The organism is Sorangium sp. So ce131, assembly GCF_051519095.1.
Taxonomy (GTDB): Bacteria; Myxococcota_A; Polyangia; order Polyangiales; family Polyangiaceae; genus Sorangium.
In genome coordinates, this window is record NZ_CP150455.1 from 6,296,622 (window position 1) to 6,323,076 (window position 26,455).

Annotated in this window: 20 protein-coding genes; 7 read left to right on the plus strand and 13 right to left on the minus strand. The window is 72.7% G+C overall.

Annotated elements, in window-relative coordinates; translation table 11 throughout:
• Positions 1 to 126: 126 nt before the first annotated feature.
• Positions 127 to 1,260, minus strand: coding sequence for a DUF1566 domain-containing protein (locus WMF43_RS22960; RefSeq protein ID WP_437683266.1), 1,134 nt, complete (start codon positions 1,258 to 1,260; stop codon positions 127 to 129).
• Positions 1,261 to 1,761: 501 nt separating this feature from the next.
• Here WMF43_RS22960 and WMF43_RS22965 point away from each other — a divergent pair.
• Positions 1,762 to 2,535, plus strand: a complete 774-nt coding sequence (locus tag WMF43_RS22965) for a hypothetical protein (protein ID WP_437683267.1) — start codon at positions 1,762 to 1,764, stop codon at positions 2,533 to 2,535.
• A gap of 79 nt (positions 2,536 to 2,614) precedes the next feature.
• Here the strand turns inward: WMF43_RS22965 and WMF43_RS22970 are convergent, their stop codons facing one another.
• On the minus strand, positions 2,615 to 3,919 hold the full coding sequence (locus tag WMF43_RS22970; protein ID WP_437684060.1) for a M57 family metalloprotease: 1,305 nt from the start codon (positions 3,917 to 3,919) through the stop codon (positions 2,615 to 2,617).
• A gap of 18 nt (positions 3,920 to 3,937) precedes the next feature.
• Between WMF43_RS22970 and WMF43_RS22975 the strand changes: the two genes are divergently transcribed.
• Positions 3,938 to 4,249, plus strand: coding sequence for a hypothetical protein (locus WMF43_RS22975; RefSeq protein ID WP_437684291.1), 312 nt, complete (start codon positions 3,938 to 3,940; stop codon positions 4,247 to 4,249).
• Positions 4,250 to 4,618: 369 nt separating this feature from the next.
• Here the strand turns inward: WMF43_RS22975 and WMF43_RS22980 are convergent, their stop codons facing one another.
• From WMF43_RS22980 to WMF43_RS22990, 3 genes are all read right to left on the minus strand, one after another.
• The gene (locus WMF43_RS22980) at positions 4,619 to 6,307 is read right to left on the minus strand and encodes an acyl-CoA mutase large subunit family protein (protein WP_437683268.1); all 1,689 of its coding nucleotides are present in this window, start codon (positions 6,305 to 6,307) and stop codon (positions 4,619 to 4,621) included.
• 88 nt (positions 6,308 to 6,395) lie between these two features.
• Positions 6,396 to 8,030, minus strand: a complete 1,635-nt coding sequence (locus WMF43_RS22985) for a hypothetical protein (RefSeq protein WP_437683269.1) — start codon at positions 8,028 to 8,030, stop codon at positions 6,396 to 6,398.
• Positions 8,031 to 8,077: 47 nt separating this feature from the next.
• Complete coding sequence (locus WMF43_RS22990) at positions 8,078 to 8,377, minus strand: FtsB family cell division protein (protein ID WP_061625815.1); 300 nt, start codon at positions 8,375 to 8,377, stop codon at positions 8,078 to 8,080.
• A gap of 288 nt (positions 8,378 to 8,665) precedes the next feature.
• On the opposite strand from WMF43_RS22990, the gene WMF43_RS22995 reads away from it, so the two are divergent.
• On the plus strand, positions 8,666 to 13,957 hold the full coding sequence (locus WMF43_RS22995) for a protein kinase domain-containing protein (protein WP_437683270.1): 5,292 nt from the start codon (positions 8,666 to 8,668) through the stop codon (positions 13,955 to 13,957).
• A gap of 206 nt (positions 13,958 to 14,163) precedes the next feature.
• Here WMF43_RS22995 and WMF43_RS23000 read toward each other — a convergent pair whose 3' ends face one another.
• Both WMF43_RS23000 and WMF43_RS23005 read right to left on the minus strand, forming a co-directional pair.
• Positions 14,164 to 15,057, minus strand: a complete 894-nt coding sequence (locus WMF43_RS23000; protein ID WP_437683271.1) for a hypothetical protein — start codon at positions 15,055 to 15,057, stop codon at positions 14,164 to 14,166.
• An 81-nt stretch (positions 15,058 to 15,138) separates the two neighbouring features.
• Positions 15,139 to 15,279: a hypothetical protein gene (locus WMF43_RS23005; RefSeq protein WP_437683272.1), complete on the minus strand. Its 141-nt coding sequence runs from the start codon at positions 15,277 to 15,279 to the stop codon at positions 15,139 to 15,141.
• Positions 15,280 to 15,289: 10 nt separating this feature from the next.
• Here WMF43_RS23005 and WMF43_RS23010 point away from each other — a divergent pair, with 10 nt between their 5' ends.
• From WMF43_RS23010 to WMF43_RS23020, 3 genes are all read left to right on the plus strand, one after another.
• Positions 15,290 to 16,135 carry a Fic family protein gene (locus WMF43_RS23010; protein WP_437683273.1) on the plus strand — a complete coding sequence of 282 codons (846 nt, stop codon included), beginning with the start codon at positions 15,290 to 15,292 and terminating at the stop codon, positions 16,133 to 16,135.
• Complete coding sequence (nth, locus tag WMF43_RS23015; RefSeq protein WP_437684062.1) at positions 16,104 to 16,934, plus strand: endonuclease III; 831 nt, start codon at positions 16,104 to 16,106, stop codon at positions 16,932 to 16,934. The genes WMF43_RS23010 and nth overlap by 32 nt, the downstream gene beginning before the upstream one ends.
• A 138-nt stretch (positions 16,935 to 17,072) precedes the next feature.
• Entirely contained in the window at positions 17,073 to 17,369 is a 297-nt protein-coding gene (locus WMF43_RS23020; RefSeq protein WP_437683274.1) for a hypothetical protein, read from the plus strand.
• A gap of 118 nt (positions 17,370 to 17,487) precedes the next feature.
• On the opposite strand, the gene meaB is transcribed toward WMF43_RS23020, so the two are convergent.
• The 3 genes from meaB to WMF43_RS23035 form a co-directional block, all read right to left on the minus strand.
• A complete protein-coding gene (meaB, locus tag WMF43_RS23025; protein ID WP_437683275.1) occupies positions 17,488 to 18,549 on the minus strand; it encodes a methylmalonyl Co-A mutase-associated GTPase MeaB in 1,062 nt (353 codons plus the stop codon).
• Positions 18,550 to 18,611: 62 nt separating this feature from the next.
• Positions 18,612 to 18,839 carry a hypothetical protein gene (locus WMF43_RS23030; protein ID WP_437683276.1) on the minus strand — a complete coding sequence of 76 codons (228 nt, stop codon included), beginning with the start codon at positions 18,837 to 18,839 and terminating at the stop codon, positions 18,612 to 18,614.
• A 49-nt stretch (positions 18,840 to 18,888) separates the two neighbouring features.
• On the minus strand, positions 18,889 to 19,686 hold the full coding sequence (locus WMF43_RS23035; protein ID WP_437683277.1) for an arginyltransferase: 798 nt from the start codon (positions 19,684 to 19,686) through the stop codon (positions 18,889 to 18,891).
• A gap of 383 nt (positions 19,687 to 20,069) precedes the next feature.
• Between WMF43_RS23035 and yhbY the strand changes: the two genes are divergently transcribed.
• Positions 20,070 to 20,375 (plus strand): ribosome assembly RNA-binding protein YhbY, encoded by a 306-nt coding sequence (gene yhbY / locus WMF43_RS23040; protein ID WP_437683278.1) that lies wholly within the window; start codon positions 20,070 to 20,072, stop codon positions 20,373 to 20,375.
• 84 nt (positions 20,376 to 20,459) lie between these two features.
• Here the strand turns inward: yhbY and WMF43_RS23045 are convergent, their stop codons facing one another.
• The 3 genes from WMF43_RS23045 to accB all read right to left on the minus strand — a co-directional run bounded on the left by WMF43_RS23045 (position 20,460) and on the right by accB (position 26,452).
• Positions 20,460 to 24,305 (minus strand): FAD-dependent oxidoreductase, encoded by a 3,846-nt coding sequence (locus tag WMF43_RS23045; protein ID WP_437683279.1) that lies wholly within the window; start codon positions 24,303 to 24,305, stop codon positions 20,460 to 20,462.
• A gap of 247 nt (positions 24,306 to 24,552) precedes the next feature.
• Positions 24,553 to 25,899, minus strand: a complete 1,347-nt coding sequence (gene accC / locus WMF43_RS23050) for an acetyl-CoA carboxylase biotin carboxylase subunit (protein ID WP_437683280.1) — start codon at positions 25,897 to 25,899, stop codon at positions 24,553 to 24,555.
• A gap of 22 nt (positions 25,900 to 25,921) precedes the next feature.
• The gene (gene accB, locus WMF43_RS23055) at positions 25,922 to 26,452 is read right to left on the minus strand and encodes an acetyl-CoA carboxylase biotin carboxyl carrier protein (RefSeq protein ID WP_437683281.1); all 531 of its coding nucleotides are present in this window, start codon (positions 26,450 to 26,452) and stop codon (positions 25,922 to 25,924) included.
• Between the last annotated feature and the right edge of the window lie 3 nt (positions 26,453 to 26,455).

Consider the following 26,455-nt stretch of genomic DNA (forward strand, 5'->3'; position numbering starts at 1 on the left):
CGCGGCGCGAGCCCGCGCGCGCCCTGGACGAGCGCGCGCGGGCGGCCTGCGCGCGCGCTCGTCCACGGCGCGCACGAGCAACGGCGCAGGTGCCGCCTGCCGGCGGCGCGCGCCGGGCGGAGAGGCTCACCTCGCGGGGGGGTCGGAGCGGACGCAGCGCACGAGCCGCGGATCGCGGACCGAGCCGCTCAGCGACGCGCCGTTCGAGAAATTGACCGTGATCGCCGCGTCCGCGCTGCCCAGGGCAGGCGTCGAGGACCAGAAGACGCCGGACGGCGCGCCCGAGAAGATCCCCTCGTCGAGCGCCGGCCCGGACCGCCGATCGTCGATGAGCGAGAGCAGCTCCTTGGCGTTGGGCAGCCGCCAGTCGTCCTTGCCGGCGAGCTCGAGCGCCTCGCAGCGCGCGAGCGCCTCGCTCCAGGCGTACCCGATGCCGGTGACGTTGCGCTGCCAGACGAGCCCGGTGGTGGTGTCGAGCACCCGCGGGTCGCCGTCGGCGGCCGACAGCTCGGGCGGCGCCATCACCTCGCCGGCGACGCACAGGGCCCGCGACATCTCCACATCGGTCTTCTCGCGATAGTAGACGTTCCCGTCGCTGGCCCGCACGCCCCAGGCGCGCTTCACGTCGTCGACCACGTCGCTCGCGGACCAGTAGAAGCCGCCCGGGAACGTGCTCGTGAAGATGTCCGGAAAGGCCGCGGAGTGGCCGAGATCCAGGATGGATACGAGCTCGCGCCGCGTCGGCAGGCGCCAGTCGGTGCGGCCCCCGCGCGCGTTCGTGGCGAGCGCCTTGCAGTGCACGTCGGCGCCCTCCAGGTTGTACGACACGTTCTCGGTGGCCTGTTCCCACACGAGCCCGGTCACCGAGTCCGCCACGACGTCGCCGTCGCGTTCTTCGTAGGAAGGGACGAGGATCTGGTAGTTCCCGTCCTGTCCGAAGAAGGGGTCTTCCGGGCCCGGGCACTCCGTCACCACGATCGTCCCGTTCGAGCAGCGCCTCGTCATCGAGTCCGGCCACGTCACCGGGACCGGCGGCGCGTTTCCTCCGTCGCCGCCGCCGCCGCCCAGGCCGCCGGCGCCGCCGCCGCCGTCGTTCGCCCCGCCGCCGCCGCTCCCGCTGCTGCTGCCGCTGGTCCCTCCCCCGGCGCCGCCGCCGATCTCGAAGGGATCTCCGACGCACCCGCCGAGCGCGGCGGACTCCGCGAGCAGCACGGCCATCAAGAAGGCGGCGGGAAGGGCGTAAGGGGTCTCGTTCGGCATGGGAAGGCGGCAGCGTCCTTAGAAGGAGCCGGGCGTGCAGCCTATCATTCGCCGGGGCGCGGGGGTCGATTTCCTCGCGGGCGCGCCGCGCCCCGCCGGTTTTTGCCGCGCCCCGCCCGCCACCGGTTCTCGCCAGCACGCCGCCCGCCGCGCGACGCAGGTCTCCGCCGCGCGACGCAGGTCGCCGCCACGCGACGCAGGTCTCCGCCGCGCGCCCGCCGCGCAACGCAGGTCTCCGCCACGCGACGCAGGTCTCCGCCGCGTGCCCGCCGCGCAACGCAGCTTTCCGCCGCTCGCGCGCGTGTTCCCGCGCAACGCAGCTTTCCGCCGCTCGCGCGCGTGTTCCCGCGCAACGCAGCTTTCCGCCGCTCGCGCGCGTGTTCCCGCACAACGCAGCTTTCCGCCGCTCGCGCGCGGGCGCCCCGCGGGCCCTCACCCGGGCCCCCGATGAAAATCGCAGCGACCATGAAATAAAAGCCGAGGCTGTGGCGAATACCGCGCATGGGTACACGCACCTCACTGTGGTTCGCGGTCGCGTTCGCGGGCAGCCTGCTCGTGGGTTGTGACGACGGCGGGACACGCTCGGCCGCGGAGCGGGTCGCCGGAGGGGCAGCCGCCTGCCTCCCGGGGAGCTCGATCGAGCGGGCCGAGACGAAGGTTTACACGTTCTACGGCGCCACCGGGGCGCAGAGCCGCGTCGAGCGCACGGTCCGGCCGGATGGGTCCGAGACGATGGCGAGCGAGACCCGGCCGACACGCGCGGGCAGCGACCCCGCGGCGGGCGCCGCGATCCCTTCGGGCGGCGTCCTCCGCGAGTACGCCGAGCTCGACGCCTCGGGTCGCCTCGTCTACGCGGACGTCTCGCTCAGCGACGCCTCCGGCGTGGTCCGGCGGATGATCCTCGATCCGCAGCACGGCGCCGCGCTGCTCCGCCGCGCCGGCGCCGCGCCGGGCTTCGTCCGGCTCCCGACCGGCGAGGCCCTCGCCTACGCGCCGGTGAGCGCGCTGGTGACGCCCGTCGCGGCGTGGATCGCGCGGCGGGCCGCCCAGGCGGCGCCGAGCGTCCGGATCTTCGACGAGGCCACCGCCTTCAGCCACGACGTCCTGAGCGACCAGCTCGTCGTTCAGGACGATCGTGAGACGTTCGTGGTGCTGGGTGACGCGGCCGTGTCGGCAGACCGCGAGTTCATCACGTCGCTCCCCCTCGGCGACGCGGCGACGACGAGGGCCGCCTGCGAGGAGGGCCAGAAGGGCGCCGCCTGGCGCTCCGGGTGAGCCCACCCGGGAGCGCCGTGGCTCCTGCGCCGCGGCCGGCGAGGGCCGGCCGCGGCGGCGAGCCGACGCGCCGCCGGCGTCAAGGGGCCGTGTAGTCGATATCGACCTTGTACGTGCTCTCCGAGTAGCCCTGCACCAGGATGTAGGCCTCGGACTCGCCGTCGGGGACCGTCACCTCGCACGTCTCGTCCGCGCCGTCGAGGAAAGGGCGGCAGTCGTAGGCGCCCAGCGTGGGCTCCGCGCCGAACCGCACGTAGAGATCGGGATCGCCGGTGCCGCTCATGACGGCGCGGAACGATGTCCCCGGAGCGACCGAGATCGGTCCGTGGGTCGCCGCGTGGCGCCGCCCGATCGTGCCCTCGAAGCTCGTCGACGTCTCGCCGCCGCCGGCGCCACCCTCGTGCCCCGGCGCGGCGTAGGTCACCTCGATGTTGTAGTTCGACGGCGTGTAGCCCTGCACCTTGATGAAGGCCCTCGTCGTGCCTTCGGGCACGTCGAGGGTGCACGTCTCGTTCGCGTCGCTGAGGTAGGGCCGGCAATCGAACGACCTCGCGGTCGGCGCGGAGTCGAACTTCACGAAGAGGTCGGGGTCGCCGGTGCCGGTCATGACCACCGTGAAGGTCGTCCCGGGCACGACCTCGAACCCGTCGGCGGGCCCCACCGCGTCGAACGCCCCTCGCGCGACACGGCCGCTGAAGTTCTCCGTGATCGGCTCCCCGCCGCCGCCGCCGCCGTCGCCGCCGCCGTCACCGCCGCCGCCGTCACCGCCGCCGCCGTCACCGCCGCCGTCGCCGCTGGCGGGACCGTAGAGCGACTGGACGCCCTCGATGTCGTCTTGCGTGAGGTTCAGCGTGCTGTCGCCGGTGCCGTTGCACTGGGGATAGTGCATGACGGACGCGCCGTCGTAGGGCGTGAGGGCGCGCCAGTTGTCGTCCTCGTAGCAAGTGCCGGCCTCAGGCCGGGTGTGCTCGTGCCGGAAGCTGAGGGTGTGGCCGAGCTCGTGGCGGAGGATGCCCGTCAGCGTGGGCCGGGTGCTGTTGAACGCCGTCCGGTCGATCAGCACGTTCCGCGTCGGGCGGGACTGGCCGGGGAAGAAGGCGCGCGCCAGGTACTGGCCGCCCGTGTTGACGGGGTTCACGTCGAACAGGACGTCGCCGTTGCTCGAGGTGCAGCTCGAGTCGGCGGACTCCACGTGGATGAAATCGACGTCGGTGACCTCCTCCCAGGCCTGCGTCGCCGCATCCATCGCGGCCACGACGGTCTCGTAGAGATCTCCGAATCTCGTGCTCACGCAGTAGGAGAGATCGCGCCGCTGCGCCGCCGTCCAGATAACGTCCCTCCCCCCTGACGTGTTGACTATCAGCGCACCGTCGCGCACATGCATCTCCCAGAACTCGCGCAGATGCTTGATATCTACGACCGGCGTATCCCCGTTCACAATATAGACGCCTGTGTCAGCCTCGCGGAAAACGGTCCGCTCGAAGTGCTCGAACCCCAGCTGATTGGTGCCGACTGCTTCGGTGTTGGCGTCGACGACGTCTGCCGAGCAACCAGCCGCAACAGCGGCAAAACCAGCGACCACCACGGCGAACTTACGGGTGACCACACTGCTCTCGTGCAGCTTTGCAGGATGCATTTGAAGCTCCTTTCGGGGGAGGCGAATCACGCTGTCCACGCGAACTCGATGGGACCCAAATGCCTTAACCCGATTTGACCCGCAGTCGGATAGCCAAATCTGACCGGCGTTCAGAAAAAGGGTTCCGGGTTGTAAAAAATTTCGAAGTGAGCGCACCGGTTTACTCTGTGGCGAGAAAATTCTTGCCACACGCGACACGGACAGATCGCCGCGGGCAGATACACTGGAAAATCACACCCCTTGAGTTCAGGCGACGCGCACTTGCACGCCGACAGGCATCGGGATCTTCCTGCCTGCGTTGCGAACCTGAAAGGCGCCGCGCGCACCTGCAACCGCGATGCGGTACGCCGGACGGCGCGCGGCGCGCGGGATCGAGCTAGGTGACCCGCGTTCAGGTGCTCGATCGAGCTGACCCGCGTTCAGATGCGCGGTCGAGCTGACCCGCGTTCAGATGGTGAGCGTTTCCTGGTGCTCGCCCCAGATGGCGCGCAGCACGTCGCTGATCTCGCCGACGGTGGCGCCGGCCTTCACGGCGTCGAGGATGGGCGGCATCAGGTTCGCCTCGCCGCGCGCCGCGGCGTCGACGCGCGCGAGCGCCTCCGATCGCGCGGGGCCCTCGTGCGCCGCGCGCCACGCGCGCGTGCGCGCGATCTGGTCGCGCTCCAGGGACGGATCGATGCGCGTGACCGGCACGGGCGGCGCGTCGGACACGAACTCGTTCTGCCCCACGACGACGCGGCGCTTCTCCTCGACGTCGAGCTGGTAGCGGTAGGCCGTCGCCTGGATCTCGCGCTGCACGTAGCCCTGCTCGATGGCCGCCACCATCCCGCCGAGGTCGTCGATGCGCCGGATGTAAGCGGACGCCGCGTCCTCGAGCCGCTTCGTGAGCGCCTCGACCGCGTAGCTGCCGCCGAGCGCGTCGACGAAGTCGGCGACGCCGGACTCGTGGGCGATCACCTGCTGGGTGCGCAGCGCCAGCGTCGCGGCCTCGGCCGTCGGCAGGCCGAGCGCCTCGTCGAAGCCGTTCGTGTGCAGCGACTGGCAGCCGCCGAGCACCGCGGCGAGCGCCTGCACCGTGACGCGCACGACGTTCACGAGCGGCTGCTGCGCCGCGAGCGTCATGCCCGCCGTCTGGCAGTGGAAGCGGAGCGCGCGCGCGCGCTCGGTCTTCGCCCCGAAGCGCTCGGCCATGATCGTGGACCACATCCGCCGCGCGGCGCGGAACTTCGCGACCTCCTCGAGGAAGTTGTTGTGGCCGTTGAAGAAGAACGAGAGCTGCGCGCCGAAGCCGTCCACGTCGAGCCCGGCGCGGACGGCGGTCTCGACGTACGCGATGCCGTCGGCGAGCGTGAACGCGATCTCCTGCGCCGCGTCGCACCCGGCCTCGCGCATGTGGTAGCCGCTGATCGAGATCGTGTTCCACTCCGGCACCTCGCGCTCGGCGAACGCGAAGACGTCGCGGATGAGCCGGAGCGACGGCGCCGGCGGGTAGATGTACGTCCCGCGCGCGACGTACTCCTTCAGGATGTCGTTCTGGATGGTGCCGCGGAGCTTCGCGCGCGGGACGCCCTGCTCCTCGGCCACGGCGATGTAGAGCGCGAGCAGGATCGCCGCCGTCGCGTTGATGGTCATCGAGGTCGAGATGCGGTCGAGCGGCAGCCCGCGGAGCAGCGCGCGCATGTCGTCCAGCGAGTCGATCGCGACGCCCACGCGGCCGACCTCGCCCTGCGCGCGCTCGTGATCCGAGTCGCGCCCCATCTGCGTCGGCAGGTCGAAGGCGACGGAGAGCCCGGTCTGGCCCTGGGAGAGCAGGTAGCGGTAGCGGGCGTTCGACTCGGCCGCCGTGCCGAACCCGGCGTACTGGCGCATCGTCCAGAGCCGCCCCCGGTACATGTTCGGCTGGACGCCGCGCGTGAACGGCGGCTGCCCCGGGAAGCCGAGGTCGCGCGCCGGATCGACGCCGAGCGCCTCGAGCGTCGCCGCGTCGTAGAGATCGTCGGCGTCGCGCCCGAGCTCGCCCGGGCCGCCGGCGAGCACGCCGGCGCGGGGCCGCGCCTTCTTCTTCGCCTCGGCGAGGCGCGCCTCGAAGCGGGCGCGCTCGTCGTCCCTCTGCTCGTGCTCGTCGTTGCGGCTCATCGCGGCGCTCAGACCTCGCTCTCCCCCCGGACCCCGGCTAGCTTGGCGGCTCGGCGGCTCGGCCGGTAGCGCGAACCGCCGCCCGCGGTCAGCCGCGCGAGGAGAGGATCCGGCTGAACGCCTCGCCGACGGCGCGCGCGAGCTCGACCATGCGCCGCGATCCGCTGGAGGTGTCGATGATCCGGTCGGCGACCAGGATCATCGCGGGCCGGCCGACGACCTGGACCGCGACGGCGGCCACGTCGAGGCTCGGGTTGACCATGACGTCGAGCAGCGGCGCGTGCGTGGGCGTGCCGGGGATCGGCCCCACGTAAAGGTGGGTCGCCACGGCGGTGGCGAGCACGCTCGGCTGGTCCATCGGGAGGGTGAGCTTGCGCAGGGCCTCCTGGTCGCCGAACTCCGCGTTGCACGCGAAGCCCCGGAACACCCCGCGGTGCGCGGCGAAGATCGCGACGCGCACGGCGAGCAGGCGCAACCCCCGCAGCGCCAGCCGGACGACGTCGTCGCGCGTGCGCGCGAGGTACAGCGCGTCGATCACGTCGCTCAGATCGACGAAGGGCTGCGGCGGCGGATCGTCGTCGAGGGAATCGGAGATCTCCGTCTCCGGCGGGGGGGGCAGGGCCGGGAGCCGCCCCGCGCGGCGGCTCGACGGCGGCCCACCGGCGTCGTGGCGCGCGGCGCCCCCGCGGCGGGACGAGGGGGGATCCGCGTCGGCGGCGCCCCGGCGCGACGTCGGCGCGAGCGCGGAGAGGGTGTCGCGCGGGAGCCGGCCGAGGCGCCGCGTCGAGGGGGCAGGCTCCCGCCCGCCGCTGTCGGGGGCGCCCTCCGGGCCGGGCGAGGTCTGCGGGAGGATCGCGGCGAGCAGCTTGAAGGCCGGGGAGATCTCCACGGGCGGCGGCGGGAAGGAGACGGCCGGAGGCTCGGCCTCGGGCTCACGCCGGGCCGCCGGACGGGCGGACGCGCGCCCGCCGGCGCGGCGGTCGGCGTCCGGCGGGCGACGGGCGCTCGCGGGGGACCCGCGCGCGCCGGGCGACGACTTGGCGTGCCGGAGCGGCAGGATCGGCTCCTCCTGGGAGGGGGGCGGGTCGGCGAGCAGGGCGGCGTGGCCGTTGGGCGCCGCCCCCCGGCGGCCGGACGGACCGCTCGGCGGCTCGTGCGGGGGCGGCTCGTCGAACGAGGGCACCGCGGCGCGCCGGATGAGCGGGATGGGCAGCTCGTAGGACGGCGGCGGCGGGATGGTCGACTGGGGCGCGCCGTGCGGGAACGCCGGGGTCGCCCGCCGCACGCGGGGCGGCGCCTGCTCGCGCTCGTCGAGATCGAGCGCGCGGATGGCCTCCTCGACGGCCGCGATCGGCGCGCGGAAGATGCGCACCGGCGCGCCGAGGTGGAAGCTGAACTCGTCGGCGACGTGGCGATCCAGCGGGTCGGCGGCCGCGACGTCGACCACGCCGGCGTCCATGCGGATCGGGACGGCGCCGAGGCGGCGGCACATCGCGCGCGGCAGGCGCGCGACGAGCTCGCGCGCGCCGACGACCTGCCGGAGCGCGAGGCCGCCGCGGCGCTCGAGCTCCTCCTCCAGGGCGCGCTCGGTGATGGCGGCGCGGTCGATGAGGGCGCGAGGGAACGAGATGCCCCGCAGCACCGCCACGAAGAGGGCGGCTTCGACCTCAGCCTTGGAGACGGCGCCAGCGGAGACGAGGAGGCGGCCCAGGTCTAGCGACACTCGCCGCACGATACCAGAAGGGCGCGGCCAGCGGAGACCCGGAGTGCTCAGCGGGAGAACTGAAACACCACCTCGCTCTGCCGCACGAGACCCAGGTTGTCGCGCGCGATCCGCTCCACCGCGGTGGGGTCGTCCCGGAGGCGCGCCACCTTGCCGCGGAGCGCCTCGATCTGCCGCCCGAGCTCGGCGTTCTCCTCCTCGACGTCGGCGAGCTCCCTCTCGAGCTCCCGCAAACGAGGGAGGCCCTGCGGCGAGAAGATCATGACCGGGGCGCCCACGACCGCGACGACCAGCACCGCGATGGGGAGCGTCCGCTCCAGGAACTGCGCTATGCGACGCACCGACATCCGCTCGCACATCGCCCGCGATCTTGTCAAATTTCCTCCAGGGTTCCTCGAACTCCGCGCTTCCACCCCACCCGCTCTCGGCGACAGGCGACGAGAGCGCGGGCGCCGCGCCGGCCGCCTCGGCGTCGCGCGCGGCGACGGGGAGCGCGGGGCGCGCGGCGCGGGAGGCGAGCGCCCGTCGGAGGTCGCATGGCGCCGCAAGCTTCGCTAGCATGGCGCACGCCCCGCCGACCGGCAGGCCCGCAGCGCGCGCGCACGCCGGCACGAGGGCTCGGCCCGAGGAGACCCATGTCCATTGATATCGTCCGAGGCGAGCTCGAGCGCCTCTTCTCGCTTGATGAAATGATGGCCCTGTCGTCCGACCTCCTCGGCATCAACCCGGCCGACATCGGCGGCAGCGCCTCCAAGGCCTCTTTCGCGCGCGCGCTCACCGACCGTTGCGTCGAGATCGACGCGGTCGAGGCGCTGCTCGATGCCGTCATCGCCACGCGCGCGGAGGTCGACGCGCGCGTCCGCGCCCTCGGCGCGCGGGGGCTCAGCCTGCCCGAGGAGCTCGCGGCCGGCGAGGTGTTCGGCGCCTACATCGTCACGAGAAAAATCGGCGAGGGGCCGCGGGGCCTCGTCTACGCGGCGACCCGCGACGGCGAGCCGCGGACGCTGAAGGTGCTCCGGCGCGAGCGGACGCGGGATGGGCGGGCGGCGCGCCGGTTCCTGACCCACGTCCGCCTGGCCGCGCAGGTGGCCCACGAGAACCTGGCGAGCGGCGTGGAGGCCGGGATCGAGGGCGGCCGGGCCTACGTGGCGTACACGCCCGTCGACGGGCAGCCCCTCTCGGCGCGCGTCGCGCGCTCCGGGCCGCTCCACATCAACGAGGCGAAGCCGCTGCTCCGCGGCGTGCTGAGCGGGCTCGCCGCGCTCCACGAGCGGCGCCTCGTCCACGGCGCGCTCAAGCTGGAGAACGTCCTCGTCGCGCGGGGCGAGGGCTCCGAGCCGCGCGCCGTCCTCATCGACATCGGCGGCGATCGGCTCGGCGCGGCGTGGGCCAGCCCGGAGCTCGTGAGGAGCGCGAGCCCCGAGCAGCTGCGCGGCGAGATCGCCGGCCCCGCGAGCGACCTCTACGCCTTCGGCGCGCTGCTCTTCGAGCTGCTCACCGGCAAGCCCGTGTTCTCGGGCGACGCCGCGGTCGACGTCGCCCTCGCGCACCTGACCCAGCCGCCGCCGGCGCCGAGCGCGATCGCGCCGCGCGGGTGGGCGGGCAAGGACGTCGACGAGCTGTGCGAGCGCCTGCTCGCGAAGTCGCCGGACGCGCGGCCGAGGGGGGCCCGCGCCGCGCTCGAGGCGATCGAGCCGCTCGGCAAGCCGCAGCAGCGCGGGGCGGCCTCGGCGGCCAGCGAGGCGCAGCTGAACGAGCTCGTCGACCGGCTCGTCGCCAGCCCGGCCGACGTGGACCTGGCGCTCGCCATCGAGGCGACCGTCGACCAGGGCGCCGATCCGGCCCGCGTCGCCGAGGCGCTCGCGGCGGCCGCCGAGCAGATCGAGGCGACCGGCGACGAGCGCGCAGCCGCCCCGGGCAAGAAGCTCCTGCTCTACCGGGCGGCCCGCATTTACGAGAAGGCGAAGCTCCACGACAAGGCGGAGGCCGTGTACGTGAGCCTGCTCGAGCTCGACCGGGACGACGACATCGCCTTCAGCGCGCTCGAGGAGCTCCGCAAGTCGCTCGGCAAGCACGAGGAGCTCGTGGAGATGCTCCTCCAGCGGAGCGAGCGGGCCGGGAGCGCGGGCGAGCGCGCCCGCGCGCTGAACGAGATCGGGCACCTCTACGTGCGGGAGCTCGACGACAAGGACCAGGGGGTGTTCGCCTTCGCCCAGGCGCTCGCCCAGGACCCCGAGCAGGACGCGTACGCCGTCGATCTGGAGCGCGCCGCCGGCAGCGACATGAAGATCTGGGCGGAGGCGCTCCAGATCCTGAGCCAGGCGAGCACCGACGAGGCGATGACCGCCGAGCCGAAGATCGCGCTCTTCAACCGGCTCGGGCCCTGGTACGCGGACAAGATCGCGCGGCCGGACCTCGGGATCCCGTGCTTCCAGTTCGTGCTCGGGCTCGATCCGGCGAACGGGAAGGCGCTCGAGGGCCTCGCGCAGGTCTACCGCCGCGCCCAGCAGTGGCAGGAGCTCAGCCAGGTGCTGCTCTCGCGCGCCGACCGGGCCGCGACGCCCGGAGAGGCGCGCGATCTGCGCGCCGCGTCGGCCGAGATCCTCGAGACCAAGCTGAGCGAGGGCGACCGCGCGCGCGACCTGTACGAGCAGATCTTCGCCGAGGACCCGGGGCACACGCGGGCGTGCGACGCGCTGCTCCGGATCTACCGGCGCGTCGAGGACCACGCCGGCTACGCCAGGATCCTCGAGCGGCGCGCCGAGGCCCTGCGGGGCGAGGAGCGGGTCGACACGATGTGCAAGCTCGCCGAGCTCTACGAGGACCGGCTCGGCGACCTGCACGAGGCGACGAGCCGCTACGAGGCGGCGCTCGAGATCGATCCGCAGAGCCTGACCGCGCTGCGCGGCCTCGATCGCATCTACAGCCGCACCGAGCGCTACAAGGAGCTGCTCCAGAACCTCGAGCGGCAGATCGAGCTGAGCGCGACGCCGCGCCAGAAGATCAACCTCTACGAGCGGCTCGCGGGCCTCCACGACGAGCAGTTCCTCGACCACGCGAGGGCGGCCGAGGCGCTGGAGGCCATCCTCAAGATCGACGGGGCCCACGAGGGCTCGCTCGCGGCGCTCGGGCGGCACTACCGCGCGCTCGAGCGGTGGGAGGACGTGGTGCAGCTCTACGAGCGGCAGCTCGGCATCGTGTCCGACGACAAGCGCCGCGAGGAGCTCTTGCTCGCGATGGGGCGCGTGCTGCTCGAGCAGATCGGCTCGCCCGAGCGCGCCCGCAAGGCCTACGAGCGGGTGCTCGCGATCGATCCGCACCACGCCGGGGCGCTCGAGTCGCTGGCGCACGTGCGGGCCGCGACGGGCGACGCGGCGGCGGCGCTCAGCGCGGTCGAGTCGCTCGCGCGGACGGCCAAGACCGCGGAGAGCAGGGCCGACCTCTGGATCCGCGCGGCGAAGATGCTGGAGGAGCGGGGCGACCGGGACGGCGCGATCGAGCGCTACAAGACGGCGCTCGACGCGCAGCCGACGAACGCGGTCGCGTCCTCGGCGCTGCGCGCGGCGTACCTCGCCCGGGGGGACGCGACGAGCGCCGTCGAGCTCATCTCGCGCGAGGCCGAGGTGGCGGAGGGCAACCGCGCCAAGGCCCGCCTCTACGGCGAGATGGCCCTCCTGCTCCGGGAGCGCCTGAAGGACGACGCGCGCGCCGCGGAGGCGGCCACGAGGGCGGTCGACCTCGACCCGACGAGCGTGCTGGGGCTCATGATCTCCGGCGATCTCGCGTTCGAGGCGGGCCGCTTCATCGAGGCGGCGAGGCACTACGAGTCGCTGGCGAACCGGGCCGACGCCTTGCCCCGGGAGCAGGGGCTCAAGGTGCTCTTCCGCTACGTGGACGCGCTCGGCAAGAGCGGATCGAGCGGCAAGGCGATCGGCACCGTGCAGACGCTGCTCGCGCTCGCGCCGGACGACCCGGCGGCGCTCTCGCGCGCCGCGAAGATCAACCTCGACGCGGGCAAGGCCCGCGAGGCCGCGGAGCTCTACGCGCGCCTCGCCGACGGCGCCGGCGCCCGCCTGCCGGACGCGGAGCGGGCGGAGGCCCTCCTCAGGCTCGGCGAGGCGCGGCTCGCGTCCGGCGACCCGGGCGGCGCGGTGGCCCCGCTGACCGAGGCCGCCGATCTCCTCCCCGAGTCCCCCGCCCCGCTCGCGCTCCTCTCCAGGGTGTTCGAGGCGAAGGGCGACTGGGAGGAGGTGGTGCGCCTCAAGCACCGGCGGCTCGACGTGGTGACCGGCGAGGAGCGGAGCGCCCTCCTGCTCGAGATCGGCGACCTCGTCGCGACGCACCTGAACGACCGGACGCGCGCCGCGAAGAGCTACGTGGCCGCGCTCGACGAGCGCCCGGACGACCGGCGGATCCTGACCAAGCTGATGCAGCTCTACAGCGAGGAGAAGGACTGGTCGAAGCTCGTCGACATCGTCCTCAAGCTCGCGGCCAAGATCGACGACAGCCGCCAGAAGGCGAAGTACCTGCACACCGCGGCGATCGTGAGCTGGCGGCAGCTCGCCGATCTCGACCGGGCGGCCCAGTTCTACGACCAGGTGATGGAGCTCGACCCGTCCCTCACCCGGGCGCTCGCGGAGGCGATCGAGCTCCGCGCCGAGAAGGGGGACTACGAGGACGTGGAGCGCCTGCTCAAGGTCGAGCTCGACCGGGCGACCGAGGAGAACGACACGGCGAAGATGCTGGAGATGTTCGACCGGCTCGGCGCCCTCTACAAGGACAAGCTCGGCTGGATGAGCGAGGCGATCGACGCCTACGAGGCGGCGCAGACGCTCGATCCGGACCACGAGGAGCGGAACGAGCTCCTGGCGAAGCTCTACGCGAGCAACCCGGCGGAGTACCTCGACAAGGCCGTGGCCGCGCAGGTCCCGATCCTGCGGCGCACCCCCTACAAGCCGGACGCGTACCGGCTGCTCCGGAAGCTGTACACGGAGACGAAGCGGGCCGACGCGGCGTTCTGCCTCTGCCAGGCGCTCGTTTGCCTGAGCGCCGCCGAGCCGGACGAGGAGCGGTTCTTCCGGCGCATGCGCCCGGACACGGCCGCGGCGGCGCAGCAGCCGCTCGACGAGGAGACGTGGGCGGCCGCGCTCGTCCACCCCGACGCGGATCCGCTGCTGACCGCCATCTTCGGCGTCATCGAGCCGGCCGTGCTGAGGAAGAACGGGCAGCCGCTGGAGGAGCTCGGCTACCAGCTCGCCTACCAGCTCGATCTCACGCGGCACCCCTACCCGATGTCGCAGACGCTCTATTACGCGGCGGGCGTCCTGGGCCTCGCGCCGCCGCTCACGTTCCAGAACCCGAACGACGGCGGCGGCGTCTCGTTCCTGCACGCGCACGTGCCCGCCATCGTGCTCGGCGCCGCGGCGCTCCAGATGGATCTGCCGACCCAGGCCGCCGCGTTCATCGCCGCCCGGCACCTCACCTATTACCGGCCGGGCATGTACATCCGCCACCTGGTGCCGACCGGCACCGGCCTGCGCGCCTGGCTGTTCGCCGGCATCAAGCTGATCTCGCCCACGTTCCCGATCGCGAAGGAGCTGGAAGGGCCGGTGATGGACAACCTGGCGGTCCTCGAGCCGACCATCGTCGGGCCGGCGCGCGACCAGCTGGCGAGCGTCGTGACCAAGCTCCTCCAGGCCGGCGCCATCGACCTGAAGCGCTGGGTGTCCGGCATCGACCTGACGGCGGATCGCGCCGGCTTCCTCCTCGCCAACGACCTCGAGCTGGCGCAGGAAATGATCAAGGCGGCCGATGACGCGAGCTCCGCTGTGCCCCAGAAAGAGCGCCTCAAGGAGCTCGTGCTCTACGCGGTCAGCGAGGAGTACTTCGCCGCGCGGCAGCGGCTCGGCATCAACATCGACAGCTGAGCCCTCGACCCGCGCGAGCCCGGCTCGCCCGGCGGGGGCGCCCGCCGCGGCGGCCGCATGGGCCCTCCGGCAGCGCGTGCTAGCTGGATCGGCACAGATCCAGCCGAGGGAGGTCGCTTTAATCCGACTTCCGCACCGGACTGGTTGACGGATAAATCGTCAAATTGCTAGGCTGCGGGCCGGCATTAGGCCCTTTGGATCGTATGTTAGCTCGCAGCAGCGCGCAGCGGGCAGCCTGAGCGATTGTGTGAAAGCACGCCCATGGCGGCAAAGAAGACCCGAAAAACTTCAAAAAAGGACCGGAAGAGAGCGACCAAGGCCACCGCGGCAAGCTCGAGGCGCGCAGCCTCGACCGCGCGGGCGCGAAAGGCGAAACCCGCCGCGCGCAAGCCGAAGCGCAAGGCTGCGGCCTCTCGTCCTGCTGCGCGACGCACCTCTGCCGTGAAGGCGGCCAAGCGGCGCAAGGCCACGGCGAAGCGGACGACCCGCAAACCGGCGGCCACGGCGCGGCGCAAGGCCACGGCGAAGCGCACGCCGGCCCGGGCAGCCCGCACGACCGCCAGGAAGAAATCGCCGGCAGCGAAGGCGAAGAAGGCGACACGCGCGGCCGCGAAGCGCGCCAGCGCGTCCAAGGCGAGGAAGTCGGCCGCGAGGACGAAGGCGAAGTCGGCGCGGTCGGCGCGCAGCGCGGCCAAGATCAGGACCACCAAGGCCAGGGCCAAGGCGCGGGTCGCGAAGGTCAAGGCGCGAGCGGCCAAGGCGCGGGCGACGAAGGCCAGGACGGCGAGGGCCAAGGCCACCAGGGCGAGGGCCACCAAGGCCGCAAGGGCCAGGGTCGCCAGGCCGAGGGCGGCGAAGCCGAGGGCGGCGAAGCCGAGGGCGGCGAAGCCGAGGGCGGCCGCCAGGCGAGCGCGGAGCGCGAAGACCACGAAGCCGAGGAGCGCGCGGTTCAAAGCGGCGAAGCCGAGGCTCACCAGGCGGAAGGTCGCCGCCCGCTCCGAGCGGGCTGTCGCGGCGCCGGTCAAATCGACGAAGCTCCGGAAGAAGCTGAGGGTCGACGACCAGCAGCCGAAGCTCACGGAGAAGAAGCTGCGGCTCAAGAGCGCAGAGCAGGAGGCCGCCGTCGAGGTCGAGCGCCCGCGCCGGACGAGCGACAAGCCCCAGCGCGCCAGCGACAGGCCTCAGCGCGCCAGCGACAGGCCCCAGCGCGCCAGCGACAGGCCCCAGCGCGCCAGCGACAGGCCCCAGCGTGCCAGCGACAGGCCCCAGCGCGCCAGCGACAGGCCCGTTGCCGAGAAGAAGCTCCTGCGGCCGGGCGCCAAGGTGAAGAGCGTGGGCCGCGAGGGGCGCGCCCCGCTCAGGGAGACGCCGCGAGTCGTCACGCTCCCCCTGCCGATGCTGCCCCCGCCGCGGCGGGCCACCATCGAAGAGCGCAGCGCGATCATCGAGCAGCGGCTGAACGCGCAGACGGAGGACTTCCGGCAGCGCTACATCGACAGCCTCGATATGTCGTGGATCTACCACGACAGCGCGCTTGAGGGCGTGGTCTACACGTTCGAGGAGCTGCGCGCGGCGCTCAGCGGCCCGGCGCCGCTCGTCACGGACTCCAGCCTTCAGCCAACGTACGATGACATCCGCCGTCACAAGGAGGCCATCGCGTACGTGCGCGAGCAGGGCGCGAACAAACGCGCGCCGATCACGCTCGACTGCGTGAAGAAGCTCTACCTCATCCTCCATCCCGAGGAGGGGGACATCAAGACGGTGAAATACCGCAAGGACATCCCCCAGCACCGGCTCTACTTCCACGAGTACGCCCCGCCGGACAAGATCGCCTACAAAGTGCGGCAGATCATCGATTGGCTGAACGACCCCGAGACGCGGAAGACGCGGAACGGCATCCGGATCGCGGCGCGCGCGCACTACGATCTGCTCCGGGTCTATCCGTTCCCGAACGACAGCGGCAAGGTCGCGCGGCTGTTCATGAACATGCTGCTGCTCCGCACCGGCCTGCCCCCGTCGATCATCCACTCGACCGAGCGGCAGCGGTACTACGAGGCGCTGAAGGGCTCGGCGACGACGGTGCTGCAGATGGTGCAGGAGTCGGTGGAGAACGCCCTCGCGAGCGTCGAGAAGCTCCTCGATGAGCATGAGACGCGGAAACGCGCCTTCGTCAGCTGAGCCAGCGATAACGCCCCGCCGCACCGCGCGGGGTGAGCCCCCTCTGCCCGCGCGCGCGCGGCGCAGCCCGCCGGCCGAGGGGGCCCCCCCGGCGCCGGCGCGCGCGCGGCGCAGCCCGCCGGCAGAGGCCACGTTCGCGCGGCTGCGCGCGCTGCACCCGGACGCCCACTGCGAGCTCGATCACCGCTCCCCCTTCGAGCTGCTGGTGGCGACGGTGCTGAGCGCCCAGACGACGGACGTGCTCGTCAACAAGGTGACGCCCCACCTGTTCGCCTCCTACCCCGACGCGCGGGCGCTCGCCGGCGCCGACCCCGGGGAGGTGAGCGCGCTGCTCAGGCGGCTCGGGATGGGCATGTTCAACCAGAAGGCCAAGAACATCGTGGGGCTCTCGCGCGATCTGGTCGACCGGCACGGCGGCGAGGTGCCGAGGACAATCGACGAGCTCGTCAGGCTGCCCGGGGTCGGTCGCAAGACGGCGAACGTGGTGCTCGGCGTCGCGTTCGGAGCGCCGGAGGGGGTCGTGGTGGACACCCACGTGCAGCGCCTGGCGCAGCGGCTCGGGTGGACGAAGAGCGAGAAGCCGGAGCAGATCGAGCGCGATCTGGGGGCCCTCTTTCCGCGGCGCGACTGGGACATGCTGTCCCATACGCTGGTCTTCCACGGCCGCCGGATCTGCTTCGCCAAGAAGCCCGCGTGCGGCGGCTGCGGGATCAACGACGTGTGTCCGAGCGCGTTCCGCGCCGAGAACGTGGGGCGAAAGCCGCCGCGAGCCCCGCGCCGGCGCGCGGCGCCGGCGTGAGCGACACGCCCCCTGCGCAAGCGGGGTGTCCTGGGGCGCAGGTGGGGAGCGCGTGTGCGCGGCGTGGCGCGTTGTCTGCGCGTCCCCCGCAGGCCGTTGTTCGCGCCGGCGCCCGGCGCGGCGAGGTACACTGGCGCGATGAAGGCCCTGCATCTGTGCTTCGCCCTCGCCTGCTCCCTCACCGCCGCGTGCGGCCCCTCCGAGGCTTCCCTCTGCGATGCCAAGTGTGACTGCGAGGGGGGGTGCAGCGATCACCAGTACGACGACTGCCTCAATCACTACGACGACAGGCTCGTCGACGCAGACCGCCGCGGCTGCCTCGACCGGTACGACGAGCTCCTCGCGTGCGAGGACGACACATGGGTTTGCGACGACCGGAAGTGGGACACGTCCTGTAAATACGAGCGCGAAGAGCTGGATCGGTGCATGCGCTGATACAGCGCCCCGGCGCCTGACGTGACGCCCCGGCGGGCTCAGACTCCGGCGGCTCAGGCGCCCCGACGGGCTCAGACCCCGGCGGCTGAGCCCCCGGCGGGCCCAGGCGCCGGCGGGCTCAAGCCCCGGCGCCCGGGGCGGCCGCACCGGCGCCCGCGCGGAACGCCTCCACGAGCCGCTCCGAGGCCGTGTAGGGGTCGACCTCGCGCCGCGAGACGGCGTGCACCGCCGCGTCGAGCGCGGGCCCGAGCGCGGCGACCGCCGCGTCGGTCAGCGCGTCGCGGAGCTGCACGTGCATCGCCTCGCGCAGGCGCTCCTCCTGGCGCGCCGCGCCCTCCTCCGTCCCGAGCAGCCACGCCCGGTGCCGCTCTAGCTGCTCCACGAGCGCCGCCACGCCCTCGTTGCGCGTCGCCACGGTCCGCGCGATCGCGGGCACCCACGGCCCCGCGGGCGGCTCGCCGCCCGGAGCCGGCGCCCCCGCGGCACGGGCGTGCAGCGCCGCGGCGCTGTGCCCTCGCGCCCGGCCGGTGGCCTTCGCCACCTCGCCGCCGAGCGCGATCATCAGCTCCAGATCGCGCACCGCCGCGTCTGCCCCGTCCCGATCGGCCTTGTTCACGGCGAAGACGTCGGCGCACTCCAGGATGCCCGCCTTGATCGCCTGCACCTCGTCGCCCATGCCCGGCGCCGCCACGACCAGGGTGGTGTGCGCCGCGCGCGTGATCTCGAGCTCGTCCTGCCCGACCCCGACCGTCTCCACCAGCACGACGTCGGCGCCCCAGGCGTCGAGCACCCGCGCGACGTCCACGGCCGAGCGCGACAGCCCGCCCAGCGCGCCCCGCGTCGCCAGCGACCGGATGAACACGTCGGGATCGCCGAAGTGCGCCTGCATGCGGATGCGATCGCCGAGGATGGCGCCGCCGGTGAACGGGCTCGTGGGATCGACGGCCACCACGGCGACCCGGCGGTCCTGCTTGCGGAAGACGCTGATCAGCCGGTCGGTGAGCGTGCTCTTGCCGGCCCCCGGGTTGCCCGTCACCCCGAGGATCCAGGCGCGGCCGGTGTGCGGGAAGAGATCCTTCAGGATCGCGGCGTGATCGCCGGCCCGATCGTCGACGAGCCGGCAAGCCCGCGCGGTTGCGCGCAGGTCGCGGGCGAGGACCTTCTCTGCGAGCGGATGCACGCGAGCGGTCTAGGCCCGGCGATGCGGGGACACAACCGGGGCACGGGGGATCCCGGCGCCGCCTACCCTGCCCCGCCGCTGCCGGCCGCGCCGCCGCTGCCGGTCGTGCCGCTCGCGGTCGAGCCGGCGTCGCCGGGCGGCGCTCCCCCTGCTCCGCCCTCTTCATCGGCCGGCGCGGCGCCGCCCGCCGCGTCCGCCCGGTCGACGATCGGGCGGGTCTCGCCGCACGCGGCGGCGAGCATGGCCGAGAGCGCTGCGCAGGCGGCGAAGGCGAAGGCGCGGTTCCCCATGGGCGCGTTGTGAAGCCGCGCGCGCACAAAATCCAGCCGCGAGCGCCCGTCAGGGCGGCGACGAGGGCGCGGGGCGGTCGAAGCGCTGCCAGCGGCCGTCGATGAGCCGCTCGTGCGGCATGTACTGGGCCTTGTAGACCAGCTTCGAGCACTTCTCGACGTAGAGGCCGAGGTAGAGGTACCGGAGGCCCCAGGTGCGGCACAACTCGAGCTGCTTCAGGATCGAGAAGACGCCGGGGCTCAGCGGCTCCAGCTCGGGATCGTAGAACGAGTAGACCGCCGACAGCGACTCCTGCCCGCGATCCACGACGGCGACCCCGACGAGGCGCCCCTCGACGCGGTAGCGCATCTCGAACGTCTCGCAGCAGCTGTCCACGAGGAACGCCTCGTAGCCGGCCGCGCCGAGCGGGCCGTCGTCGCGCATCAGCCCCCGACCATGCTTGTGCAGGTTGTACAGCGCGACCTTCTCCCGCGTGGTCACCGGCGGGCCGATCTCGACGTCGACCACCTGCTCGCCGCGGCGGAGAACCCGGCGCTGCGTGCGCCCGAGCACGAAATCGCGCACGAGGATCCGGATCGGCTCGCAGGCGCGGCACGAGGGGCACTGGGTCCGGTAGAGCAGCTTGCCGTGACGGCGGTTGCCCGCGGCGAGCCTGCGGTCGAACTCCGTGCGCGTGAGCGGCCGGATCGGCACGCGGAGCGGCATGCGCGCCTCGGCGTCGGGGAGGTACGGGCAGGGGCTGATCTCGTCGTGGACCGTGAGCTCGAGCGGGTCCGTCACCTCGTCCAGCCGAGGGAGCTCCACGTCCTGCGCCGCCATCGCCTCTCGCTCGCTCGATGAGCCCATATCGCCGCTGATCCGGCGCTCGACCCCCCGTCGAACCACCGGCCGCTAGATCCAGGGGATGCCTGTTGGGGAGCCACGTCAAGCAAAACCCCAAGCAGCTCCCGGCGCGGCGGGTGCGCACGCGCGCGCCGGATCACGGCGTCCACATCGCGTCGTATCTATCGTCCTGCTCGTCTTGCTCGTCTTGCTCGTCTTGCTCGTCCCGCGTTGATCAATCCGCCCGTCGCTTTATCCCACATACACTCACCTCGTCTGGATCTCGGGCGCTTCGCGTGCGCCCTTTTCCTCCTGCCCCGGGGCCGCTATGACGCCGCGCTCGCGCCGCGAGGCGGCGGTCCGTGCGGGGGCCGCCCGCGCCGGCGCCTCACGAAAGGCCGACCGCTTTGGATCTCACAGGCAAGCAGCGCCGACACCTCCGGGCGCTGGGGCATCACCTCGACCCGATCGTGCAGCTCGGCAAGGCGGGCTTGACCGAGGGCGTCGTCGCCGCGGTCGACGCCGCCCTGGAGCAGCACGAGCTCGTCAAGGTGCGGCTCGGCACCGAGTGCCCCGACGACCAGAACGACGTCGCCGACGCCCTCTCGGAGCAGCTCCGCGCCGAGGTCGCGCAGATCCTCGGCCGGACCGTCCTCCTGTACCGGCGGCACCCGAAGGAGCCGAAGATCAAGCTGCCCCCGCCGGGCGGCTGAGGGCCGCCGCCCGCGGGAGGCGCGGGAGGTGCGGGAGGTCGACACCGGGGAGCTCCGCGTCGCCGGAGCCCCCCGAGGCCGCCGTCAGACGTGCCGCAGCTCGGGGCGCTCGGCGAGCAGGTGATCGAGCCAGGCGTTCGACAGCTTCTCCTGCACCGTGTTGGCCCGGAGCCGCGCGGCGAGGTTCTTGAAGTCGACGTGGTCGATCGGCTGATCCTGGTTGAAGCACGAGAAGACCAGCGTCTCCTTGCCCGTCGCCGGATCGACGTGCCGCTGGAGGCACTGCGCGCAGACCTCCTTCAGCATGCACTGCATCGGCGAGTTGATGCTCGCGATGCCCACGTGCTTCGGATCGAGGTGCGGCGCCAGCACGCCGTGCCGCGCCTCGCGCACGGCGTTCATCATCTTGTCCGAGCCGATCGCGATGATGCGCCGGACCTCCGACAGGCTCGAGAGCTCGCCGCCGAGCTGCCGCTCCGCGTAGGCCCTCATCGCCTGCACGATGTTGCCGCGGAAGTGCCGGTCCGTCGGGCGCCGCGGGGCGATCTCCGCGCCGCTGTCGGTGCACCAGATGACCTGATCGGTGGCCACCTCGATGTCGTCCTGCTTGAAGAGATCCTCGCCGCGCCGGTAGCCGGCGAAGTAGATCACGCGGTCGCCGCGCGCCTTGAGCGCCTTCGCGATCGAGAAGAGCACGGCGTTGCCGAGCCCGCCGCCGGCGAGCAGCACCGTCTCCTGCTCGGGGATCTCCGTCGGCGTGCCGGTCGGCCCCATGACGACGACCGTCTCGCCGGGGCGCAGCGCCGCGAGCAGCCGCGAGGACGCGCCCATCTCGAGCGCGATGAGCGAGAGCAGCCCCTTCTCCTTGTCGACCCACGCGCCGGTGAGCGCGAGCCCCTCCATCGCGAGCCGCGTCCCCTTGATCACCGGCGAGCTCACCTCGTAGTTCTGCAGCCGGTAGAACTGCCCCGGCTCGAACTTCCGCGCGGCCGCGGGAGCGCGCACGACCACCTCGACGATCGTCGGGGTCAGCCGCTCGACGCGCTCGACCACCGCGACGAAGTCGTGGTCGAGGCGGGCGAACAGGTCGCGCCGCCGCGCGTCGCGCGCCGCCTGCGGCTCCTCGTCGAGCCGCGCGAGGTCGTGGCGGAACAGCGCGACGACGTACGGGTACGCGTCCTTGGCGCTCGCCATCGCCTTCACGACGCTGCCCGCGTAGTGGGGGTGGTTGTCGCCGTAGAAGCTCACCGCGTGCTCGCCGTCGTTGAAGCTCGTGAAGAAGCCCTCCCGCGGGTAGGCCAGCTCCACCTTGAGCTTGCCGTCCTCGTCGACGTAGGCGCGGTGCGGCTGGAAGAACTGCCGCCACTTGTCGAACGCGAACGTGCCCGGGCGCTCCTTCTCGTACGTGACGTTCGGGCTCGTGCCGGCCGCCACGCACACGGTGCGCGCGGGGATCGAGACCATCTCGCCCGCGCTCCGCCACTTGCCGTCCGCGAGCTCCTGGCGCTCGAACACGAGCGAGGAGACGCACCCGCGCTCGTCGAGCACGGCCTCGACCGGGGCGAGGTTCTCGACGTACCGGATCCCCTCCTCGAGCGACTTCGCGACCTCCTCGTGGTTCAGCCGGTAGGCCGGCGAGTCGATGAGCCGCTTCCTGTAGACCAGCGAGACGCCGCCCCAGGAGTCGATGAGCCCCTGGAACCGCGGCGGCCGCCCCTCGCGCGCGGCGCGCGCGCGCTCGTCGCGGATCGCCTCGGCGTGGCGCCGCTGCTCGACCAGGAACTCCCGCTCCTCCTCGTCGAACATCGCGAGGACGGAGCTCTCGCCGCGCTCGGCGATCAGCGCGTCGATGCGGTCGGCCGTCTTCTCGACCTGCACGACGTAGTACGCCGCGAGCTCCGTCGCGGTGTCGATCGCCGTGAGGCCGCCGCCGATCACCACCGCCGGCAGGCGCACCTGGAGGTTCGCGAGCGCCGAGCGCTTGTAGGCGCCGGTCAGCTGGAGCGCCATCAGGAAGTCGGAGGCCTTGCGGATGCCGCGCGCGAGGTTGTTCTTGAGCGGGATGATCGTGGGCCGCCCCGCGCCCGCCGCGATCGCGACGTGGTGGAACCCGACCCGGAAGGCGTCCTCGAGATCGATCGTGCCGCCGAACCGCACGCCGCCGTAGATCCGGAGCAGGCGCTGCCGGGCGAGCGTGACGTAGAGGACGGTGAGGAAGTTCTTGTCCCACCGCACCGTGATCCCGTACTCGCTCACGCCGCCGAAGCCGAGGAGGACGCGCTCGTCGAGCTCCGTGTAGAGCTTCTTGAAGTCGCGCACGGGCCGCGGCGGGCGGGTCTCGTCGCCCGTGAGCTCGACCGGCAAGGGCTCGATCTTCAGCCCGTCGATCGCCGCGCACGCGAAGCCCTCGCGCGTGAGGTGGTGCGCCAGCGTGTAGCCGGCCGGGCCGAGCCCGACGACGAGCACGTTCTTGCCGTTGTACGGGCGCGCGTGCGGCCGCAGCACGTCGAGCGGGTTCCACCGCGTGAGGAAGCCGTAGATCTCGAGGCCCCACGGCAGCGACAGCACGTCCGTGAGCACCGCCGTCTCGACCTGCGGGATGTCCACCGGATCCTGCTTCTGGAAGACGCACGCCTTCATGCAGTCGTTGCAGATGCGGTGCCCCGTGCCCGGCGTCATCGGGTTGTCGACGCAGACGAGCGCGAGCGCGGCGATCGCGTCGCCCCGGCCCCGCATGGAGTGCATCTCGCTGATCTTCTCGTTGAGCGGGCAGCCCTGGAGCTCGACGCCGAGCGGGTTCGACTTGATCGCCCCGGTCTTGTCGCGCAGGCCCTTCGAGCACGAGTCCTTGTCGCGATCGTGGCAGATGAGGCAGTAGTCGACCTGGCTCTCGACCTCGCGCGGGCCGGCGCGGCGGTCGGTCAGCGCGAAGCCGTCGCGCTCGCGCCGGTCGTGCGACGGGCCGACGAGGAGCTCCGCGGAGCCGCCGCTGCCGTTCGCGCCCTTCCGGTGGAGCTGCACGAGCTCCTGGTAGTCGAGCGTGCGCGGCGCCTTCAGCGTCGGCCAGCGCCGCGCCGGGTCGTGCTCGTCCGCGCGCCGCACCGTGAGCCACGCCTCGACCGCGTCGAGCGCGAGCGCCGCGACCGCGGCGTCCTCGGCCTCGGTCGGCTCCGCGCCCGCCACGGCCACAGCGCCCGCGACGCGCTCGGCGAGCGCCGGATCCTCCCGCAGCGCAGCGCGCACCTTCGCCGCCCGGCCGCGGAGCTCGTCCGTCCACTGGGCGCCGCCGGCCTTGGCCGCCTTGCGCGCGATGTCGTCGACCTCGACCAGCGCGAGCGTCGCGCGCGCGACCGCGAGCTCCTCCTCGTCGGAGCCGCTGTCGAGCGCGCCCGCCGGCGCCCCCATGGCCGCGAGCGCCCGCCGCGCCGCGTGCGCCGCCTCGACGGGCGTGCCCTGCCAGCCCTTGCCGGCGTTCGCCTTGAACAGGCGCTTCTTCGAGAACTCGCCCTTGAAGCGCCAGAGGTCGCTCCGCGCGAGCGTCGCGTCGATCTGCGCCTGCGCCTCCCGCTCGACGCGGAAGAGCATGGCGACGAAGCGCGCGACGTGCGGCGCGGCCGCGAGCAGCGCCTCGGAGATCTGCTCCGGGGTGAGGGAGGGCCGGCCCGCGTCGCCGCTCCCGGCGGCCCCGGCCCCGAAGGCCGCCGCCTGCTCCGCTCGCACGAAGGCCCGGTACGCGTCGAAGCGCGCGTGGGCGCCCTCGTCCGACGCGCGGAAATAGGCCTCGAAGCGCTCGGTCAGCTCGGCGAGCTTCGCAGGATCAAAGAGATCGGCGTACCCGAAGCCAGGGATCCCGAGCTCGAGCTCGGAGGCGTCGGAGGTGGCCTGGACCCACGAAGAGAAGTCAACCTGAACACCAGCGTTCGCTTCCATACCCGCGACAAATGCTTTCTATTTCAAGGGGTTTGCTCGCCCAGCTTCACGAGCGGCGAAAGGTAGCACCGGACCGTATCCCCGACCTGTTTCTGGACCAACATTCGAGGGCCTCCGGCGCGCCTTTGACGCAGCGCTCCACGGGCCTGCGCCACGCCCGCGGGAGCGGGCGATGCGCGCGGGGCGAACGCCGTCGCTGGGCGTGGCGGCGCGGCGGCGCGGCGGCGCGGGCGCCGGAGCGCCGCGGTCAGAAGCCCTGCGAGACGACGCGCTCGATGGTGTGGGTCGAGATGTTGCCCGCGATGACGTCGGGATCGCGCAGCAGCGCCTGGTGCAGCGGGATGTTCGTGCGGATGCCGCCGATGATGAACTCGTCGAGCGCGCACCGCAGCCGGGCGATCGCCTCGGCGCGGTTGGCGCCGTGCGCGATCACCTTCGCGACGAGCGAGTCGTAGGAGCTCGGCACGCGGAAGCCGCCGTACACGCCGGAGTCGACGCGGATGCCGACGCCGCCGGGGGAGTGGTACTCGGTGATGAGCCCCGGCCACGGCACGAACGAGCGCGGATCCTCGGCGTTGACGCGGCACTCGATGGCGTGGCCGCGGAAGCTCCACGGGCGCGTGTCCGGCAGCGACAGGCGCTCGCCGGCGGCGGCGAGGATCTGCTGCGCGACCAGATCGACGCCGGTGACCATCTCCGTCACCGGGTGCTCGACCTGCACGCGCGTGTTCATCTCCATGAAGTAGAGCTCGCCGCGCTCATCCATCAGGAACTCGAGCGTGCCGAGCCCCGTGTAGCCGGTCTCGAGGATCGCGGCGCGGATGATGTCGCCCATCTTCGCGCGCTTGTCGTTGTCCATCGCGGGGCTCGGCGACTCCTCCATGACCTTCTGGTGCCGGCGCTGGAGCGAGCACTCGCGCTCGCCGAGCGTCCACACGCCGCCGTGCTGATCCGCGAGCACCTGGAACTCGATGTGGCGCGGCGCCTCGACGTAGCGCTCGAGGTAGACGTCCGGGTTCTTGAAGCCGGTCAGGGCCTCCTGCGTCGCGATCTCGAACGAGCGCTGCACCTCGCCGGGGCCCCGGACGATGCGCATGCCCCTGCCGCCGCCGCCGCCGGAGGCCTTCAGGATCACCGGGTAGCCGACGCGCTCGGCCTGCTCGGCCGCCTCCGCCGGGCTCTTGAGCACGCCGGTGCCGCTGAGCATCGGGATGCCGAAGCGCTTCGCGACCGCGCGCGCGGACACCTTGTCGCCCCAGGTCCGCATCGCCTCCGCGGTCGGCCCGATGAAGGTGAGCCGGCACTTCTTGCAGAGCTCGGCGAACTTCGCGTTCTCCGAGAGGAACCCGTAGCCCGGGTGGATCGCGTCGGCGCCCGTGACCTCGGCGGCCGCGATGATCTGCGGGACGTTGAGGTAGCTCTTCGCCGCCTCGGCCGGGCCGACGCACACGGCCTCGTCGGCGAACCGGACGTGCAGCGCCGCGGAGTCCGCCTCGGAGTGGATCGCCACCGTGCGGATGCCGAGCAGGCGGCAGGCGCGGATGACGCGCATCGCGATCTCGCCGCGATTGGCGATGAGGATCTTCTGGAACACGGCTCCCTCGTCCCGGGCAGCGCTAGCTGCTCCGCACCTTGAAGAGACGCTGGCCGAACTCGACCGGCTTGCCGTTGTCGACGAGGATCTCGACGATCGTGCCGGTGCAGTCCGCCTCGATCTCGTTCATCAGCTTCATCGCCTCGATGATGCAGAGCGCCTGACCCACGCGGATCGCGCTGCCGACCTCGACGAAGGGCGGCGCGTCCGGCGACGGAGACCGGTAGAACGTGCCGACGAACGGGGAGGTCACGAACGTGACCGCGTCGTCGTTCGCCGCGGCGGGCGCCGCAGCGGGGGCCGCGGCCGCCGGCGCCGGCGCAGCGGCTTGCGCCGGTGCGGGGGCGGGCGGCGCGGCCGGCGCGCTCTGGAAGTGGAAAGCGGCGGGCGCGAGCTGCGGCGCCGCGCCGAGCGGCGAGGCGCCCCCGCGCGTGAGGCGGATGCGAACGTGTTCGTCCTCGAACTCGAAGTCGCTCACGTTGCGCTTCTCTAGGAGGCGCACCAGCGCCCGCAGCTGCTTCAGGTTGATGTTCATGGAAGGACGTTCGGCCATCGA